This window comes from Metabacillus herbersteinensis (assembly GCF_042433335.1).
GTDB lineage: Bacteria > Bacillota > Bacilli > Bacillales > Bacillaceae > Metabacillus > Metabacillus herbersteinensis.
The window spans coordinates 77,464-94,272 of sequence record NZ_JBHLVO010000018.1 but is presented as its reverse complement, the minus strand read 5'-3'; the positions used below and the strand labels follow the sequence as shown (position 1 = coordinate 94,272).

Annotated in this window: 16 protein-coding genes; 13 read left to right on the top strand and 3 right to left on the bottom strand. The window is 39.5% G+C overall.

The window, feature by feature from the left end; all coding sequences use genetic code 11:
* The first annotated feature begins 341 nt into the window (after window positions 1-341).
* The gene (locus tag ACFFIX_RS18105) at window positions 342-1,100 is read left to right on the top strand and encodes an IclR family transcriptional regulator (RefSeq protein ID WP_378936465.1); all 759 of its coding nucleotides are present in this window, start codon (window positions 342-344) and stop codon (window positions 1,098-1,100) included.
* Window positions 1,101-1,173: 73 nt separating this feature from the next.
* Here the strand turns inward: ACFFIX_RS18105 and ACFFIX_RS18100 are convergent, their stop codons facing one another.
* The 3 genes from ACFFIX_RS18100 to pxpA are packed head-to-tail and all read right to left on the bottom strand — an operon-like array spanning window position 1,174 to window position 4,012.
* Window positions 1,174-1,965 (bottom strand): putative hydro-lyase, encoded by a 792-nt coding sequence (locus ACFFIX_RS18100; protein ID WP_378936463.1) that lies wholly within the window; start codon window positions 1,963-1,965, stop codon window positions 1,174-1,176.
* Window positions 1,966-1,984: 19 nt separating this feature from the next.
* Complete coding sequence (locus tag ACFFIX_RS18095; RefSeq protein ID WP_378936461.1) at window positions 1,985-3,220, bottom strand: NRAMP family divalent metal transporter; 1,236 nt, start codon at window positions 3,218-3,220, stop codon at window positions 1,985-1,987.
* A gap of 30 nt (window positions 3,221-3,250) precedes the next feature.
* Complete coding sequence (gene pxpA / locus ACFFIX_RS18090; RefSeq protein WP_378936459.1) at window positions 3,251-4,012, bottom strand: 5-oxoprolinase subunit PpxA; 762 nt, start codon at window positions 4,010-4,012, stop codon at window positions 3,251-3,253.
* A gap of 374 nt (window positions 4,013-4,386) precedes the next feature.
* On the opposite strand from pxpA, the gene pxpB reads away from it, so the two are divergent.
* The 12 genes from pxpB to ACFFIX_RS18030 all read left to right on the top strand — a co-directional run bounded on the left by pxpB (window position 4,387) and on the right by ACFFIX_RS18030 (window position 16,755).
* Window positions 4,387-5,133 carry a 5-oxoprolinase subunit PxpB gene (gene pxpB / locus ACFFIX_RS18085; RefSeq protein ID WP_378936458.1) on the top strand — a complete coding sequence of 249 codons (747 nt, stop codon included), beginning with the start codon at window positions 4,387-4,389 and terminating at the stop codon, window positions 5,131-5,133.
* Window positions 5,130-6,134, top strand: a complete 1,005-nt coding sequence (locus tag ACFFIX_RS18080) for a 5-oxoprolinase subunit C family protein (protein WP_378936456.1) — start codon at window positions 5,130-5,132, stop codon at window positions 6,132-6,134. Before pxpB ends, ACFFIX_RS18080 begins: the two co-directional genes overlap by 4 nt.
* Before the next feature lie 335 nt (window positions 6,135-6,469).
* A complete protein-coding gene (locus ACFFIX_RS18075; protein ID WP_378936454.1) occupies window positions 6,470-7,885 on the top strand; it encodes a hypothetical protein in 1,416 nt (471 codons plus the stop codon).
* Window positions 7,886-8,150: 265 nt separating this feature from the next.
* Window positions 8,151-9,101, top strand: a complete 951-nt coding sequence (locus ACFFIX_RS18070; protein ID WP_378936452.1) for a phosphoglycerate dehydrogenase — start codon at window positions 8,151-8,153, stop codon at window positions 9,099-9,101.
* A 29-nt stretch (window positions 9,102-9,130) separates the two neighbouring features.
* A complete protein-coding gene (locus tag ACFFIX_RS18065; RefSeq protein ID WP_378936450.1) occupies window positions 9,131-10,264 on the top strand; it encodes a M20 family metallopeptidase in 1,134 nt (377 codons plus the stop codon).
* A 201-nt stretch (window positions 10,265-10,465) separates the two neighbouring features.
* The gene (locus ACFFIX_RS18060) at window positions 10,466-11,230 is read left to right on the top strand and encodes a fumarylacetoacetate hydrolase family protein (protein WP_378936448.1); all 765 of its coding nucleotides are present in this window, start codon (window positions 10,466-10,468) and stop codon (window positions 11,228-11,230) included.
* A 21-nt stretch (window positions 11,231-11,251) separates the two neighbouring features.
* The gene (locus tag ACFFIX_RS18055) at window positions 11,252-12,271 is read left to right on the top strand and encodes a Bug family tripartite tricarboxylate transporter substrate binding protein (RefSeq protein ID WP_378936446.1); all 1,020 of its coding nucleotides are present in this window, start codon (window positions 11,252-11,254) and stop codon (window positions 12,269-12,271) included.
* Window positions 12,272-12,337: 66 nt separating this feature from the next.
* Window positions 12,338-12,784 carry a tripartite tricarboxylate transporter TctB family protein gene (locus ACFFIX_RS18050; RefSeq protein ID WP_378936444.1) on the top strand — a complete coding sequence of 149 codons (447 nt, stop codon included), beginning with the start codon at window positions 12,338-12,340 and terminating at the stop codon, window positions 12,782-12,784.
* Between the two features lie 12 nt (window positions 12,785-12,796).
* Entirely contained in the window at window positions 12,797-14,302 is a 1,506-nt protein-coding gene (locus ACFFIX_RS18045; protein WP_378936442.1) for a tripartite tricarboxylate transporter permease, read from the top strand.
* Between the two features lie 103 nt (window positions 14,303-14,405).
* On the top strand, window positions 14,406-15,170 hold the full coding sequence (locus ACFFIX_RS18040; RefSeq protein WP_378936440.1) for an SDR family NAD(P)-dependent oxidoreductase: 765 nt from the start codon (window positions 14,406-14,408) through the stop codon (window positions 15,168-15,170).
* A gap of 111 nt (window positions 15,171-15,281) precedes the next feature.
* On the top strand, window positions 15,282-15,602 hold the full coding sequence (locus ACFFIX_RS18035) for a DUF3870 domain-containing protein (RefSeq protein WP_378936438.1): 321 nt from the start codon (window positions 15,282-15,284) through the stop codon (window positions 15,600-15,602).
* A gap of 175 nt (window positions 15,603-15,777) precedes the next feature.
* The gene (locus tag ACFFIX_RS18030; RefSeq protein ID WP_378936436.1) at window positions 15,778-16,755 is read left to right on the top strand and encodes an NAD(P)H-quinone oxidoreductase; all 978 of its coding nucleotides are present in this window, start codon (window positions 15,778-15,780) and stop codon (window positions 16,753-16,755) included.
* Window positions 16,756-16,809 lie beyond the last annotated feature (54 nt).

Here is a 16,809-nt window from a genome sequence, read left to right as displayed (position 1 = left end):
TCAATAGTAATGTTTCAAACAAGGTATAACGTCCTTTCGGCTGCCATTACTACTTAAGAAATTGATAGTACAGATACTATGTATCGGGTTTGTAGTACAAATTATTGTCTACTTTATCTTATCAGATATTTACAACAACGTTAATCGGGTGATCTTTTTCTTATTCAACAAAAGGACCATTATATACAGTATCATAAGAAAACGATGGTAGAGTGCGCCTTTTATCCCATTAACGCGTGTGAATCTCGCAATCTTGCGTTTTCTATTCTACAACGTATAATAATGTACATACCGAAATTCGGAACAAATGTCTTTAAAATTCTAAGTGAGGGAGAGGGCTCATGCAGAGTAAGAATAAGACGGTCGTGAGATCAATGGATGTGCTTAATCTTTTCCTAACACATTCAAGGCTGAGTTTAAGCGAGATGGTTCAGTTTTCAGGAATGCCCAAAACGTCTGTTTATCGAATGGTGACGGCATTCGAAGAGATGGGATTCCTTGAAAAAGATGAAGAGGGGAATTATTCATTAGGATTATTATTTCTTCAATTTGGTCAATTAGTTTCAGAACGATTAGATATTCGACAAATTGCTTTACCTGTTATGCAAAGGCTTCGTGATGAGGTGGGGGAAGCGGTTAATCTCATTGTACAAGATGGCGAGGAAGCGATTTATATTGAAAAGCTTGAAACTAAACAAGCAGTGGGGCTTTTTACAAAAGTAGGCCGAAGATCGCCACTTTATGCTGGAGCGTGTTCTCGTATTATTCTTGCGTTTCTTCCTAATGATGAAAGGGAAGACTATTTAAATAGAATAGAACTGAGACCAATGGCATCTGGGACAATTACAGATAAAACAAAACTGCTTCCTATGTTGGAAGAATCACGAAAACTGGGCTATACCTTAAGTAGATCAGAACTTGCAGATCATACTTGTGCCATTGCTGCACCGATATTTAATAATAACGGACAGATTGTTGCCGGCATTAGTATCGCTGGTATTAATGTGAATTTTCAAGAAGAGAAATTGCCGCTGTTGATTGAAAAGGTTAAAAGCGCAGCGGATGAACTATCTCAAAAACTGGGATATGTGGAAATGTAACCTAACAGAAAAGACCTGACCCATTGAACATGATGGGTCAGGTCTTTTGAGAACTTATCCATTATTCGTAATTTTATAAAACACTAAATTTCTCATCTTGTAAATCTGTAATAAACATATGACCTGGTGCATGTGTAATCATTAGCTCAGGTTTTACTTGTAGTGCAACTGCTTGTGGTGTGACACCGCATGCCCAAAAAACTGGAACTTCTCCATCTTTAATCGTTACACGCTCACCAAAATCAGGTCGATTCATATCATTTATACCAATTGATTGGGGATTCCCAATTTGGACAGGGGCTCCGTGCACAGATGGAAAACGAGACGTCACTTGGACAGCGCGTACCACATCTTGCTCTGGTATTGGACGCATACTAACAACCATTGGTCCTTCGAATATCCCTGCTTTAACCGAAGGTATCGTTGTCTTAAACATCGGTACATTGCAATTTTCCTCAATATGACGAATCGTAATTCCATTGTTCATAAGTGCAAATTCAAAGCTAAAGCTACAGCCTATCAAAAATCCAACCATGTCCTCTTCCCAAAGATCTTTAATATCAGCTACTTCTTCCATAAGTTCACCATATCTATAGATTCGATATTTCGGAATATCTGTTTGGATATCACCATTTGGTGCAGCCAACCTTGGAATAGAGGAGCCTGGTTCTGTAACATCAATAACCGGACAAGACTTTGGATTACGCTGACAGAATAATAGAAAATCAAAGGCATGTTCCTTTTTCAGAATAACCAAGTTCGTTTGTGTAAAGTTTTTTGCCATACCAGCTGTTGGTCCAGTAATTTCTTTGCGTCTTATCAGTTCACGTATTTGAGCTGGTTGCATATCAGCAAAGTTTTTCATTAACTCCCCTCCATTTTCTTTATTGGAATAATTTAGGTAGTTCGTTGATGATAATATAACCGCCTAAAATCGACATAATAATGACGACAAAAACACCAGTAATTGTTAAAAATAGGGGGTGCTTATAATCACCTACAATATTTTTCTTGTATGCAGCCACAAGAAGTGTACCAAGTGCAAGTGGTAAAATAAGAGCATTTAATGTCCCAACTAAAATAAGTACTTTTACAGGCTTTCCAATCACGACAAATAATAGAGAGGACACAACAATAAAGCCAATGACAACCCATCTATGGTTTGTTTCCAACTTGTGGTGGAAGGTGCGAATAAAGGAAACAGACGTATAGGCGGCACCAACTACAGATGTAATGGCTGCTGACCACATGACAATTCCGAATAATTTATAACCGAAATTTCCTGCAGCATGCTGAAATACGGAGGCAGGAGGGTTATTTGGGTCTAATTGAAGACCTTTTGAGACAACTCCGAGCACGGCTAAAAACAGGGCAATACGCATAACAGAAGTGACTAAAATCCCTACGATAGAGCTTTTGGTTACTTGTGGTAGTGCTCCAACTCCTTTAACTCCAGCATCTAATAATCGATGGCCACCGGCAAAGGTAATATAGCCACCGACTGTACCTCCAACTAATGTAACAATAGCTAAAATATCGATTTGATCAGGTACAAACGATTTTTGCAATGCTTCACCTACAGGAGGGGATGTTGAAAATGCGACATACAAGGTTAAGGCAATCATGATGAACCCTGCGATTAGTGTAAAGCGGTCCATTGCCTTTCCTGCTTCTTTTATAAGAAAAATAGCTATGGCTATACCAGCGCTGATCATTGCGCCTGTTTGTACTGAAATGCCAAACAGCACATTCATTCCAAGACCGGCTCCAGCAATATTTCCAATGTTAAACGCAATTCCTCCCAAAACAACCAGTAATGCGATCACATAGCCGAGCCCTGGTAGCACCATATTGGCGATATCTTGTCCTCTTTTTTCAGATACAGCAATAATTCTCCAAATATTTGTTTGCGCGAAAATATCTAAGATGATCGAGATTAAAATTACAAACCCAAAGCTCGCTAAAAGTGTTTCTGTAAACACACTTGTTTGTGTTAAAAACCCTGGGCCAATTGCAGAAGTTGCCATAAGAAAAGCAGCTCCCATTAATAGGGACCAATTCAATTTCGATGCAGTCGGTTTCTTTTCTCCGTTTTCTGGTGTAACGTTTTGTGAATCCATTTTATTGCCCCCATCCTATCATTTTATCCATTAAGGATTTATCGATTGAACTGAAATACCTGAAGTATTAAGAACTTGGCGGATATTGCGAGCAAACTCTAGTGCTTGAGGGCCGTCTCCATGAATACAAATCGTATTTGCTTTTAATGACACATCAACGCCTTGCTGTGAACGTACTTTTCCTTCTTTGATCATGCGTATGACCTGCATAGAAGCTTGATCTAGATTATGTATTAACGCATCAGGCTGGTTTCGTGAAGTTAGTGAACCATCATGTTGATACGTTCTGTCAGCAAATACCTCGTGTGCAGTTTGTAGACCTATTTTTTCTCCAGAATGTATTAATTTACTACCTGAAAGACCAAAAAGTATTAATTGTGGATCTACTTTATAAACAGCTTCTGCGATCGCTTCTGATAACTTTTCACAACTAGCTGCCATATTATATAGCGCTCCATGTGGCTTTACATGATGCATTGTAGCGCCTTCAGCTTTGATAAATCCATAAAGGGCTCCGATTTGATAGACAACCATGTTGTATGCTTCTTGTGGTGAAATGTTCAGATTGCGACGGCCAAAACCTACTAAATCAGGTAATCCAGGATGTGCACCGATTTTCACATTTTTATCAAGTGCAAGCCGTACTGTTTTCCGCATGATGCTAGGGTCACCTGCATGAAATCCGCAAGCGATGTTTGCGGACGTCACAAAGTTAAGAATTTCTTCATCCATTCCCATCTTGTAAACTCCAAAACTTTCTCCTAAATCACAATTTAGATCTACTTGATGCATGAAAAATCCCCTTTCTATTAAATGTTCTTACTCACCTATCATGTTCAAAGATAAGTAAGTGTTTTCACTATATTTTTCTAATTTCATCAAACTGTTTAAATCAAACGGTAGTCCTGAAATTTTCATGCTGTATTCTAACTGTCCGAAAAACGGAATATCTGTTTCGAATATGTTAACATAAAATGAATATCCTGCATATAACTAAATATTCAAATAATATTGTAGTGATTCTTTGTGAAGCAGTACATTTGTTTAGATTGAGTTTTCGTTACAATCCCAGTTGCTTTCTTGTTTTCTGACAATTATAATGAGTGCATATTTAAAAGTCGGAATAAAAGTTCCGTAAAACGGAATTAAAGAAAGGGAGGAAAATAATGAAGCGTACTTCAAGTACTCAACGAATCCCTGAAATGAAACCACTGGGTGATTCTGCTCTTATTATTGTATTAGGTACAGAAATTAATCCATCTACACACTTAAAAGTGAAAATAGTAGCCGATTATCTTGAACAACATCCATTTCCTGGTTTTATCGAATGCGTACCAGCGTTTACAAGTGTGACGGTGTTTTATCATCCTGCGGTTATATACCATTCCTACAATAAGGATCGTTCACCTTATCAAGTTGTTTGTTCACTGATCTGTGAAAGTATAAAGGAGCTTGAAGGGGGACCTGCAGATAAAAAACGGACCGTCGATGTTCCGGTCTGTTACGGTGGGGAACTAGGCCCAGATTTAGAAGTCGTTGCCCAACTTAACAATTTAACAACGGATGAAGTGATTGAGATTCATACAAAAGGAGAATACCTCGTATACATGATCGGATTTGCTCCTGGTTTTCCTTATTTAGGAGGAATGTCTGAAAGAATTGCCGCACCACGTCATCGTTCTCCTAGGGTTGCGATCCCAGCAGGATCAGTTGGTATTGCCGGTATGCAAACAGGCGTTTACCCGATCTCAACACCTGGTGGCTGGCAATTAATTGGTCGAACACCTTTAGAGCTTTTTAGACCAAGTGAAAATCCTCCAACTCTTCTACAATCAGGAGATTTGGTCAAGTTTTCCCCAATTTCACTTAAAGAATATGAAGTTTACAAGGAGAAAAAGGGGAATAAACTATGAGCATGAAAGTGATTCGTCCAGGTTTACTAACAAGTATGCAAGATTTAGGAAGATATGGATTTCAAAAATACGGGGTTATCGTAAGTGGTGCAATGGATACCATGTCCCTCAGGATTGCTAATCTGCTAGTCGGGAATGAGGAAGGCGAAGCTGCTTTAGAAATTACGTTAATGGGACCGTCGTTAGAAATTGAGGAAGATTCGCTTATCGCAATTACTGGTGGAGACTTATCACCTACGATCGCTGGGGAAGAAGTGCCTTTATGGAGACCTGTTTATGTGAAAAAAGGAAGTGTTCTTCAGTTTGGTAGATGCGGAACAGGTTTTCGTTCTTATCTAGCAATTGCTGGCGGTTTTGTTGTGAAGGAAGTAATGGGTAGTAAAAGTACGTATTTACGTGGAGGTATAGGTGGCTATGATGGAAGAGCATTAAAAGCTGGCGATGTTCTTCCGTATAACAAAGTGTCACAGGATACTAGTCATTTTTACAGTCATTTTGGAAAAGAAGTTGACGATCGGTTACTAGACATAGCACCTTGGGGTGTGAATCTAGATCATTTTTTACCTTTAAAAGCAAAGTCATTCATCCGTGTGATACATGGGGGAGAGTTTGACCGATTTACTTCTTCTAGCCAAAGGCAATTCTTTGAGCAGGAGTTTGAAATTACACCAAAATCTGATCGAATGGGTTACCGACTTTCAGGGAAGAATTTGCAGTTAGAACAGTCCTTTGAATTAATTTCAGAGTCTGTTTCACACGGAACGATTCAAGTCCCACAAGATGGGAACCCGATTATTTTACTTGCAGACCGACAAACAGCTGGAGGTTACCCGAAAATAGCTCAAATCATAACAGTTGATCTTCCGCGAGTTGCACAACTAAAACCTGGCGAAAAAATTCGTTTTGAAGAAGTAACATTAGAAGAGGCTGAGCAACTCTATTTAAAGCAAGAGCAGCAAGTAGAGGAGTTGAAAGTGGGGCTCTTGTTCAAGCGGAAATAGATTGCTGGGGTTTGACCCTATATTTGCTACCCCCATGATTCATTCGAGGGCACTGAAAAAGTCACTCGAACAAAAAAGGCAGAATCCCTCAACTATTTGAAGGGATTCTGCCTTTTTTTAAAAAAATAGGGTATCTGAAAGTTCCGATAATTAAAAATAGTTTGAACTTCTTCTAGAATTCCTTTATAGTAGGTGTATAAAATCATATACTTTTTTTCGGGTTTCTATTGGGAAGGTTTGGAGAAAAACCGTTCTCTTTATAGTAGATAAACTCAGTTCCGTGCCATCGGACTGGGTTTTTTTGTTTTTCTAAAGAGAAACGAAAGGAGCTTGCTGTGAGTTTACCAATTTCTAGCCCAGGAAAAAAGACAGCTCCGAATGTTGAGAAAAACATGGAAAAAATTCAAGGTATTGTTATTTGCTTACTAGCTGTTGGCTTTGTAATGTTGCAAGTATTCCCTCAGACGGTGGTCGAAGTATCAGTCAGTCTCCTTATTCTTGCTGTAATTGTTGGAATTACGCCGATGATCCGTGGATCTACTTTAACCATTTGTCTAGTGCTACTATTTCTAGCAGTTGGCTTAATGCTTTATCACAATGCCTCACCACAGGAATGGCTGCAAGCGATGAGGGTCAATATTACACTGGTTGCTTTGTTTTTATTTGCTCCACTTCTTGGGATCCCGGTTCGAACGGGAGGCTATGTGGAAGCCTTAAAAATTGTATTATCACGAAAAATGAATGATCCTCACTTTTTCTTTCTTGGATCAAAGCTGTTGACCCATGTTCTTGGGGTGGTTATCAACATTGGATCGGTTTCAATCGTTTACCAACTTATGAAAGCATCGACAATTAAAACGCCTCGTCTGATGGCAAATGCCATTAATCGCGGGTTTATCTCGTCAATTTTTTGGTCGCCTTATTTCTCTGCGATGGCGCTGATTTTAAGTCAATTACCAATTGCATGGACATCAATTGTCATCTATATGTTAGGGCTTGCACTTATTAGTTTATTGGTTAGTTTTTTGATTGAGCGACCTTTAATAGAGTCAATGGATCATTCGAATGGAAGGAAGACGGTTGATGATTATGAGGATAAAGAGCTCAGAAAAGCAAAGCGAAAGGTTGTAGAACTTTTCTTTCTTTTATTTTTGATTATGGCAGTAGTTTTACTTTTGGAGGCAGTGATTTCTTCTTCGATTGTGTTAATTATTTGCTTGGTATCTGTTGTTTTTCCGGTACTCTGGTGTTTTTTAACAGGAAAACGTGCGCTCTATCGTGAGGAGATTAAAGAGCATATTTTTGTTGGGATTCCACGAATGAAAAAAGAGATTGTCTTGTTTCTGATTGCTGGTTTTTTCAGTGGAGCTTTTCTTCACTCAGAACTTAGCGGGCAACTTGTTGAACTGATCAATGGTTTATTTGGAAACTTCACAATCGGAATCGCATTTTTTCTTTCATTATTAATCGTCCTTTCCGCAGTCGTGGGTTTGCATCCAATCGTTGTCGTGACGATTCTCGTTACCAGCATTAAGCCTGAACTAATTGGGCTTAGTCCAGAGTATTTTGCGGTCTTACTATTGGCGAGTTGGGGGATTTCAAACACGGTTTCACCAGCTACAGCAGTAAATAATTTACTAGCCAGTCTCTTAAAAGTAGATGTGTTTGAGCTCTCCATCCGCTGGAATTTTAAATTTGTGATCATCATGCTCTTTCTTATTCCGATTTATCTTGAGATTACTGGTTTATAAGTTGAAGTGTAATAAAAAAAGCGCGGGGCGCCTTGTTCAGCCTTAGGCATAGCATAAGGCGATTCTAGGGTAGAAGGCGTTCTTTGCCTTCAATTTAGAATTGACTTATGACCTCGAGGCAGTTACACCCGCGACGTCCTGTCGCTGTAACTGCACTAGCACGTCCTGTGCGTCTGGGCTAGGTGCTGGAGCTGGACTTGCGAAACGCATGCTGGGTTTTTTAAAATTTATATTAATTCTGGTGTATTAAAAAGGAGGGGAAATCGTGTTTAAAGTTGTCTCTACATCACCTACGTTCGGGAAGTATTCCCAAGATCCAATTACATTTTTGCAATCAGAAGGCTGTGAAGTCGTTATCCTTTCTTCAGAAATTAGCCATAACGAAGTAGCGTTAGGTCGTGCGCTTAAGGATGTGGATGCTTTAATTGTTGGAGTGGAGAAAATAACTTCCCAAGTCTTGGAACATGTCCCAAAATTAAAAGTTATTGCAAAACATGGGGCGGGTTTAGATAATATTGACCTTCAAGCAGCAAAAGAAAAAAACATTGCAATTACCTATGCTCCTGGAGCCAATCGGCATGCGGTTGCGGATCTGGTGTTTGGGCTTATGCTTTCTCTGGCCAGGGAGATTCCCAACTCATCTGCTCAAGTTCAAAAAGGGGAATGGCCTAGAGTAATTGGCGTTGAAATGTTTGGGAAAACGTTAGGGGTTATCGGAACCGGTAAAATTGGCAAGGAAGTGATCCGTCGTGCCCAAGGATTTCAAATGAAGATTCTGGCTTATGATCTTTATCCTGATCAAGAATTAAGCAAATCAGGTAGTGTAACTTATGTTCCCTTAGATGAACTGATCCAACAATCCGATTTTATTACAACACATACTGATCTCAACGAAAATTCAAAGTCCATGATTGGAAGGCCGCAGTTAGAAGCGATGAAAACAACTGCCTTTCTCGTCAATACGGCACGAGGTGGAATCATAGATGAGGAGGCTTTATATATCGCCCTAAAGAAAGGAGAAATTGCAGGAGCAGCTTTGGATGTTTTTTCTGTAGAGCCGTTTATTCAGTCTCCTCTGTTGGAATTGCCTAATTTTATCTGCACTCCACATATGGCTGGGTATACGTATGAAGCGCTTCAAGAAGTAGGGATGATTACCGCTCGTAATGTATTGAACACATTAAAAGGAAAACAACCGGAATTTTCTTATCAGTAAGGAACTAAAGGATAGGAAGGTGTGTATTTGTGTTAAGTGATATCAAGCAGTTAGTGGTAGAACAGGAAACAGATTCGATCGAATTACTTAGAAGATTTGTAGAAATAGAATCGTTTTCACATGATAAGTATGGTATTGATCAGCTTAGTGAAGAATTGAAATTAACTTTTTCACGATTTCCGTTACAAGTTGATCATTTTCAAGAGGAGATCTATGGAAACCATCTTCGTTTTACAATGGGAAATGGAGAGCGCCAAATTACATTACTGAGTCATTTGGATACGGTCTATCCAAAAGGGACACTGTCCACTATGCCTTTTAAAGTGGAAGGAAATCGAATCTTTGGACCGGGTGTTTATGATATGAAAGCAAGCTATGTCATGATGTATCATCTGTTCGAATTCCTTGAAAAAGATGGACTACCGGACGATACAAAATTAGTATGGCTATGTACGTCTGACGAAGAGATCGGAAGTCCTACAGGTAGGAACATCGTTTATGAAGAGGCAAACAAAAGTAAAGTGATTCTTGTATTGGAGCCGAGCGCTGATGACGGAGCTCTCAAAACGGCAAGAAAAGGCGGAGGAAAGTTTCGTATTGAAGTTTTTGGTCAATCTGCTCATGCTGGAGTTAATCCGCATGAGGGCGCGAATGCAATAGAAGAATTAGCTTATCAAATTGTTCAGATTCGTGAATTGGCTAATGAATCACTAGGAACGACAATTAATACAGGTGAGATTAAGGGAGGGACACTATTCAACGTTGTCCCTGATTATGCAGTGGCTGAGGTAGATGTCCGTGTCCTGAATCCTATGGAAGTCAAGCGGATAGAAACTGCATTTAGTAGTTTGCAGAAATACAATCCTCAGACTCGCCTAAAAGTGGAGGGATCGATCTATCGTCCTCCACTGGTCCGATCAAATCAGACCGGTGCACTTTTTGAAATGGCTAAGAAACAAGCCTTTCAATTAGGAATGAACTTAAAGGAAGTAACTACAGGTGGAGGAAGCGATGGCAATTTTGCGGCTACTACTGGGAAACCTGTTTTGGATGGACTGGGAGTGGTTGGAGGGTTTGCTCATTCGCCGCAGGAATTTCTTTGGAAAGATTCTATCGCAGAAAGAACAGCTTTATTGTATGGGATAATTACAAATTTAGTATAAAAATAGTATATTGACGTTGTTTTCTGATTTGTGCTATAATTCAAATTAATAAAATTTTATTTTAGCTGAATATCTATTGGGAAATTACCACAAATAATTTCTCAATTCATAGATATGACTCAGCGACAACACCTGTCTGTATTGGTTGTTTGTCTATGAGTTTTTTTGTTGTATTTTTTTAGACTAAGAGGGGGATATGCAATGAAATTTGTGAGATTTTTAGAAAGCGGTTACATTTCGTATGGGGTTCTTGATGGAAACGACATTATTAAGGTAGAAGGTTCAATTTTTGATACGTATCAGCTTACCGATCAACGAGTTGCTCTAGCTAATGTCGAACTACTCGCACCTGTAGAGCCCGGGAAAACAATCGCTATTGGTTTGAACTACAAAAAACATGCTGAGGAAGTAAATAAGCCACTTCCAGAAGAACCGATGATGTTTTTAGTATCATCAACTGCTGTGATTGGACCGAATGAAGCTATTAAACTAGTAAACCCTGAACACAAAACTGATCATGAAGGGGAGCTAGCTATTGTAATTGGGAAGCAGGCAACTGAAGTATCTGTAAATGATGCGCTTGATTATGTATTCGGTTACACATGCTGTAATGACGTGTCCGATCGCCATTTACAAAAGAAAGATGGTCAATTCACTAGAGCCAAGTCCTTTGCTACATACAAGCCTCTTGGTCCTGTAATTGCCACAGATATTAATCCAGATGACGCTCCGATTAAAGTCAGGGTCAATGGAGAAATCAGACAAGATTCAAGTACGAACGATATGATTTTCTCGACGGCCGAAGTTATCTCGTTTGTATCAAAGGTAATGACACTTGAACCAGGGGACGTTATTATCACAGGAACTCCATCTGGTGTTTCTCCTCTAAAAGATGGAGATATTGTTGAAGTGGAAATTGAGGGAATCGGAAGCTTAAAGAATTCAGTTTTAAATAAAAACGCTTAATTGACAAAAGGGGGATGACGTATGAAAAAATGGAAGGCTTTAAAAACATTAACACTTATGTGTTCGATCTTTATTTTACTTGTAGGATGCTCTAGTGGCGGCAATGAAACGAGTGCTAGTAACAGTGGATCAAGTGAGAAAAAAGTCGATTATCCAACAAAGCCGATTCAAATGATCGTGCCTTTTTCACCAGGTGGAACAACGGATACTGCTGCAAGAACACTAGCTGCGGTAATCAATAAGTATTTACCAAATGAAGAGACTGTTGCCGTTGAAAATAAGGATGGCGGTGCAGGAACAATTGGAATGTCTGAAGTATTCCAGGCAAAAGCGGATGGCTATACAATCGGAATGGCGACATCAGGACCAATGACGATTAAGCCACATAGTGGACAAGTTGCATACAAACCTGAAGATTTTAAGCCGGTCATACAAGTTGTTGCAACACCTAACGTATTAGTCGTAAAAAACGATGCACCTTGGAAGACATATGAAGAATGGTTTGATTATGTGAGTGAGAACCCTGGTGAATTTACTTATGGAACAAGTGGTGCAGGACTGACTCAACACATTACGATGGAGAACTTTCGAGTAAAAACAAAAGCTGAGGTAAAACACGTACCGTTTAAAGGTGGTTCACCTGCTCTTACTGCATTACTTGGTGGAAACATAAAAGGAGCATTAGTTCAAACAACAGAAGCCCTACCATTTATTGAAGATGGATCACTTCGCCCTATCTTCATTTCGGGTACTTTTAAACCGGAAGAGCTGAATGATGTCCCATTACTTACTGAGAAAGATGTTGATGTAGAAGGGGATGTTTGGACTGGTATTGTTGTACCAAAAGATGTACCAGATGAAGTCGTTCAGATCCTACATGATTCATTCAAAAAGGCATTAGAAGACCCTGAAGTTATCAAGCAATTTAGTAATATTGGGGCTTCACCGTTCTATAAGAACAGTACAGAATTCAAAGAGGTTATTGACCAAGAATATAAAATAAACGGTGAAGTATTAGAAGCCGTTGGACTAAAGGGATAAGAGATTTTAGGAAGGGTGTGTGACGCTGATGCACACCTTTCCATTCCTAATGAAGGGGGTAGTATCATGCGGAACGCTGGAGTCTGGGCTGCAGTTATTATTATGCTCTTTTCTGGATTAGTTTTTTGGCAGTCTAACAAATTGGATTATAGTGGTCCTTTAGGATTTGGACCTGGTTTTTTACCCTTTTGGTTAAGCCTAGTTTTAATGATTCTATCGATCATCTATCTACTGATGGCTTTGAAAGATTCAATTCCTATCAATGAGATTCTACCAAAAGGACAAGCATTACGAGAGTTTTTAGTGATTATTGGCTCAATGGTCTTGTTTGTATTTTTAGTAGAATTCACCGGTTTTGTCATTGCAGGAACTTTATCTTTGATCATGCTCTTATATCGTAAGTTTAAATGGTATTATTCTTTGACTATATCGATCGGTATTACAACGATTATCTTTCTAATTTTTGCAAAAGCACTGGCTATTCCACTGCCGGTAAACTCACTTGGATGGTAAGGAGGTGAAGACATGGAATCTTTTGGATTACTGATGAATGGCTTCGAGCAGGCTTTAACATGGCAGAACTTGCTTTATTGTTTGATTGGTGTTTCCGTTGGGATGTTTGTTGGAATTATGCCTGGACTTGGGCCAGTAGCCGGAACAGCAATTCTAATACCACTCACCTTTGGAATGGATCCAACTTCAGCCATTATCATGTTGTCAGGAATCTATTATGGGGCAATGTACGGTGGGACAATTACATCCGTTTTAATTAATATACCGGGAGAAGCTGCTTCTGTGGTCACCTGTATTGATGGCCACCAACTTGCGAAACAAGGGAGAGCCGGAGTCGCATTAGGTGTCTCGGCAATTGGATCGTTCGTTGGTGGGATCGTCTCACTTCTTGGTTTAACATTTATTGCACCACCGCTTGCTCAGTTTGCTCTGAGATTTGGTCCCCCTGAGTTTTTTGCCCTCATGCTGTTAGGGCTAATGATGCTAATTGGACTGATGGGAAGATCGTTAGTAAAAGGATTTATCGCTGCAGCGTTTGGGCTCATTCTCTCGTTGGTAGGGATTGATCCTATCTCAGGTGCTACGAGGTTTACCTTTGATATCCCACAGTTTTTAGGTGGTATCGATTTTGTTATAGTGGCAATGGGTTTGTTTGGAATATCCGAAATCTTAACGAACGTAGAAAATCAACATAAAATGAAAAAACCTGAACGGGTCACAGGCTTATTCCCTCGAAAGGGCGAATGGGCACCTACGATGAAATCAATTGGAAGGGGAACGGGGTTGGGATTTTTTATCGGTATTGTACCAGGTGCGAATGCCGTACTCGCTTCATTAGCTTCCTACGCTTTAGAAAAGAAAGTTTCTAAAAACCCAGAGAGATTCGGTAAGGGGGCAATTGAAGGTGTAGCAGGACCAGAAACTGCGAATAATGCCTGCTCTGGAAGTGCACTCATTCCATTGTTCACTTTGGGTCTCCCTAGTTCACCTACGGTTGCTGTTATCATGGGAGCTCTCATCATGCATGGATTGCAGCCAGGTCCACAGTTGTTCAAGGAAAACGCTGACTTTACATGGGCTGTCATTGCAAGTATGTTTATCGGAAATGTCATTTTGTTTATGATGAATCTGCCCTTAGCCAATATGTGGGCAAAAGTTGCCCAAGTACCCTATAAAATTCTTCTTCCATTAATCATTATGTTTACGATGGTAGGGGCTTACACTGTTCATAACAATGTATTTGATGTAGGGGTAATGATTGTTTTTGGGATCATTGGTTACTTAATGAAAAAATTAGATCTACCGATTGCAGCCACAGTATTGACCCTCGTTCTTGGTTCACAAATTGAGTCGTCCTTACTGCAATCATTGGCAATCTCTAATGGAAGTTTGGATATTTTCTTAACAAGGCCAATTGCAGCAATCATATTGGTATTGACTGTCTTCATACTTTTTGCAAGCATCATCGCTGGGCTGAAAAATAAGAAAAAAATGCTAACGACTGATATGGAGATTTAGTATTCACAATGAAGTCTATAGTAGCTATTTATGTTTTGAATGTTCATCTGAATTGTTCTTTTAGAAAGAAGCTGTTCATATTCAATGGATAGGAGGGCTTGAAATGAGACTGGATGGGAAAATCGCCTGTATTACTGGCTCAGCTCGTGGCCTAGGGTATGCCATGGCCGTCGATATGTTAAAGGAAGGAGCTACTGTCGTCATCAATGACATTGATGAAGCTTCTGTGTCAGGCGCAGTAGAATCCTTACGTAGTGAAGGGTATTCAGTTTATGGGTATGTGGCCAATGTTATCAATAAAAAGCAGGTAGTCGGAATGATGGATTATATTATGACTACTTGTGGAAAGATTGATATTCTAGTTAATAATGCTGGTGGTGCCTTACGAACACCCAAAAAATTAGAGGAAATCACGGAGGATGATTGGGATCTAGTTCTTGATGTTAACCTCAAAGGATCTTTCCTCTGTTCACAGGCTGCGGTAGCCTATATGAAAGAGAACGGTGGAAGCATAATAAATCTATCTTCCATTGGAGGGAGAACAGCTAGTATTGTGACAGGTGTATCCTATGCCGCTGCCAAAGGAGGGGTCGTAGCCTTTACTAGACGTCTAGCTAAAGAAGTCGGACCCTATCATATCCGTGTTAATGCTATAGCACCCGGTTTGGTAATTAGTGGTGAGCGCCTTCAAGAAACGTGGGATACGATGGATGATACAGAGCAAACTTCTGTATTGGATGATATACCTTTAAGAAGACTTGGAACAATTGAAGATCAGGCTAAAGTTGTTACATTTTTGGCGTCGGATGATTCAAAATATATGACTGGGGCAGTATTAGATGTCAATGGCGGACGTTTCATGGGATAGTTTAAATGAATGTCACGAGTTTTTAATATAATTGTCAAAAAAAATTCAAATTCTTTTCTGTATGAGATATACTATTTAAAAATACTATATTTTCAGACAGAGGGGATTAGAATGAGAACAGAAGATACTGTATTGGTAACTGGGTTTGCACAAGTTCCCAAAGGTACTACTCTTTATGAAACGTATAAAACCATCGCAGTTGTCCTTGTGATAAACTACAAGACTGAAGTGATTGAAGATGCTGAATTTACCTTTCTAACAGACCTTACAAACTATTATCTTAGTGACTTGGTAAAGGGGTACAATTTCAGTGAAGGTTTTAATCCACTTTTTGATAAAGTGAAAAAGCATTGTTTACTTCCCTCACAGGGAGCTATTATACAAGCGATCAGATCAGCTTTTGATCGGTACCAAGAAACAAAACCAAGTTGAGATCATAAAAACTGGTTATCTATGGGGATGGACAAAAATCTATCTTACAAAGTAGATAAGACCCAGTAACAAGAGCGAAGGCTCTTTGTTGCTGGGTTTTTTATTTCCCTAAAAATAATCCATTAAGACACTGATGATTTGATGCAAATGCTAAAAAAGGGAAGGGTGATTTTAGTTGAAAGCTGTATTGGTAGAGGAACTCACAAAGAAGTTATATATCGGAGATTCAGAGGAACCTGTAGTAGGCGATGATGACTTGTTTGTGTCAGTAAAAGCAACGGCATTGAATCGTGCTGACCTTCTTCAAAGAAACGGAAAGTATCCTCCTCCAGAAGGGGAGTCGACCATACTCGGTTTAGAAATGTCCGGGGTTGTGGAGAGGGTAGGTCGAAACGTTCAAAATTGGAAAGTGGGAGACAGGGTTTGTGCTTTACTCCCGGGCGGTGGATACGCGCAAAAAGTAGTCATACCCGCAGGAATGGCGATTTCAATTCCCGACAATTTATCCTTTGAAGAAGCGGCAGCAATTCCAGAAGCCTACTTGACCGCCTTTTTGAATTTATCGGTTCTAGGTAAGTTATCAGCCGGTGATCATGTTCTTATCCACGCTGCTGCTAGTGGTGTTGGAACTGCAGCAATTCAATTAGCTAGGGAAATTGGAGCTATTCCAATTGCAACAGCTGGTTCAATGGAAAAATTAGATGTTTGCAATACTCTAGGTGCCCAGCATCTGATTAATTACAAAGAAGAAAATTTTTCAAATGTAGTATCAGAGATTACCTTAGGTAAAGGTGTTCAAGTTATTCTAGATCCAGTTGGAGCCTCTTATTGGGACCAAAATCTGCAATCAATTAGGTTAGATGGTAGATGGTTAATTATCGGTGGGCTAGGTGGCTACGAAATTGAAAGAATTAATTTGCAGGTGTTTTTAAGAAAAAGAATTCAGTTTATCGGCTCAACCTTGAGAACACGTTCAGTTGAAGAAAAAATCGAACTTACTCAGCAATTTGTCCGTTTTACTAAAGACAAATTCAACAGAGGGAAGCTGGTTCCAGTAATTGATCAAGTTTTCAGCTGGGAGAATGCAATGGAGGCCCATAAATATATGGAGCAGAACAAAAATATCGGAAAAATTGTTTTAACCATCAATTAAATGACTGCTTTCCATAAGAAGTATAAATGGAATCAACTTTTATAAAATGAAGAA

Bases quoted from the DNA above. Each gene is read 5' to 3' on its own strand.
- ACFFIX_RS18105 (WP_378936465.1), top strand. From the start codon at position 342: ATGCAGAGTAAGAATAAGACGGTCGTGAGATCAATGGATGTGCTTAAT.
- ACFFIX_RS18100 (WP_378936463.1), bottom strand. From the start codon at position 1,965: ATGAAAAACTTTGCTGATATGCAACCAGCTCAAATACGTGAACTGATA.
- ACFFIX_RS18095 (WP_378936461.1), bottom strand. From the start codon at position 3,220: ATGGATTCACAAAACGTTACACCAGAAAACGGAGAAAAGAAACCGACT.
- pxpA (WP_378936459.1), bottom strand. From the start codon at position 4,012: ATGCATCAAGTAGATCTAAATTGTGATTTAGGAGAAAGTTTTGGAGTT.
- pxpB (WP_378936458.1), top strand. From the start codon at position 4,387: ATGAAGCGTACTTCAAGTACTCAACGAATCCCTGAAATGAAACCACTG.
- ACFFIX_RS18080 (WP_378936456.1), top strand. From the start codon at position 5,130: ATGAGCATGAAAGTGATTCGTCCAGGTTTACTAACAAGTATGCAAGAT.
- ACFFIX_RS18060 (WP_378936448.1), top strand. From the start codon at position 10,466: ATGAAATTTGTGAGATTTTTAGAAAGCGGTTACATTTCGTATGGGGTT.
- ACFFIX_RS18055 (WP_378936446.1), top strand. From the start codon at position 11,252: ATGAAAAAATGGAAGGCTTTAAAAACATTAACACTTATGTGTTCGATC.
- ACFFIX_RS18050 (WP_378936444.1), top strand. From the start codon at position 12,338: ATGCGGAACGCTGGAGTCTGGGCTGCAGTTATTATTATGCTCTTTTCT.
- ACFFIX_RS18045 (WP_378936442.1), top strand. From the start codon at position 12,797: ATGGAATCTTTTGGATTACTGATGAATGGCTTCGAGCAGGCTTTAACA.
- ACFFIX_RS18040 (WP_378936440.1), top strand. From the start codon at position 14,406: ATGAGACTGGATGGGAAAATCGCCTGTATTACTGGCTCAGCTCGTGGC.
- ACFFIX_RS18035 (WP_378936438.1), top strand. From the start codon at position 15,282: ATGAGAACAGAAGATACTGTATTGGTAACTGGGTTTGCACAAGTTCCC.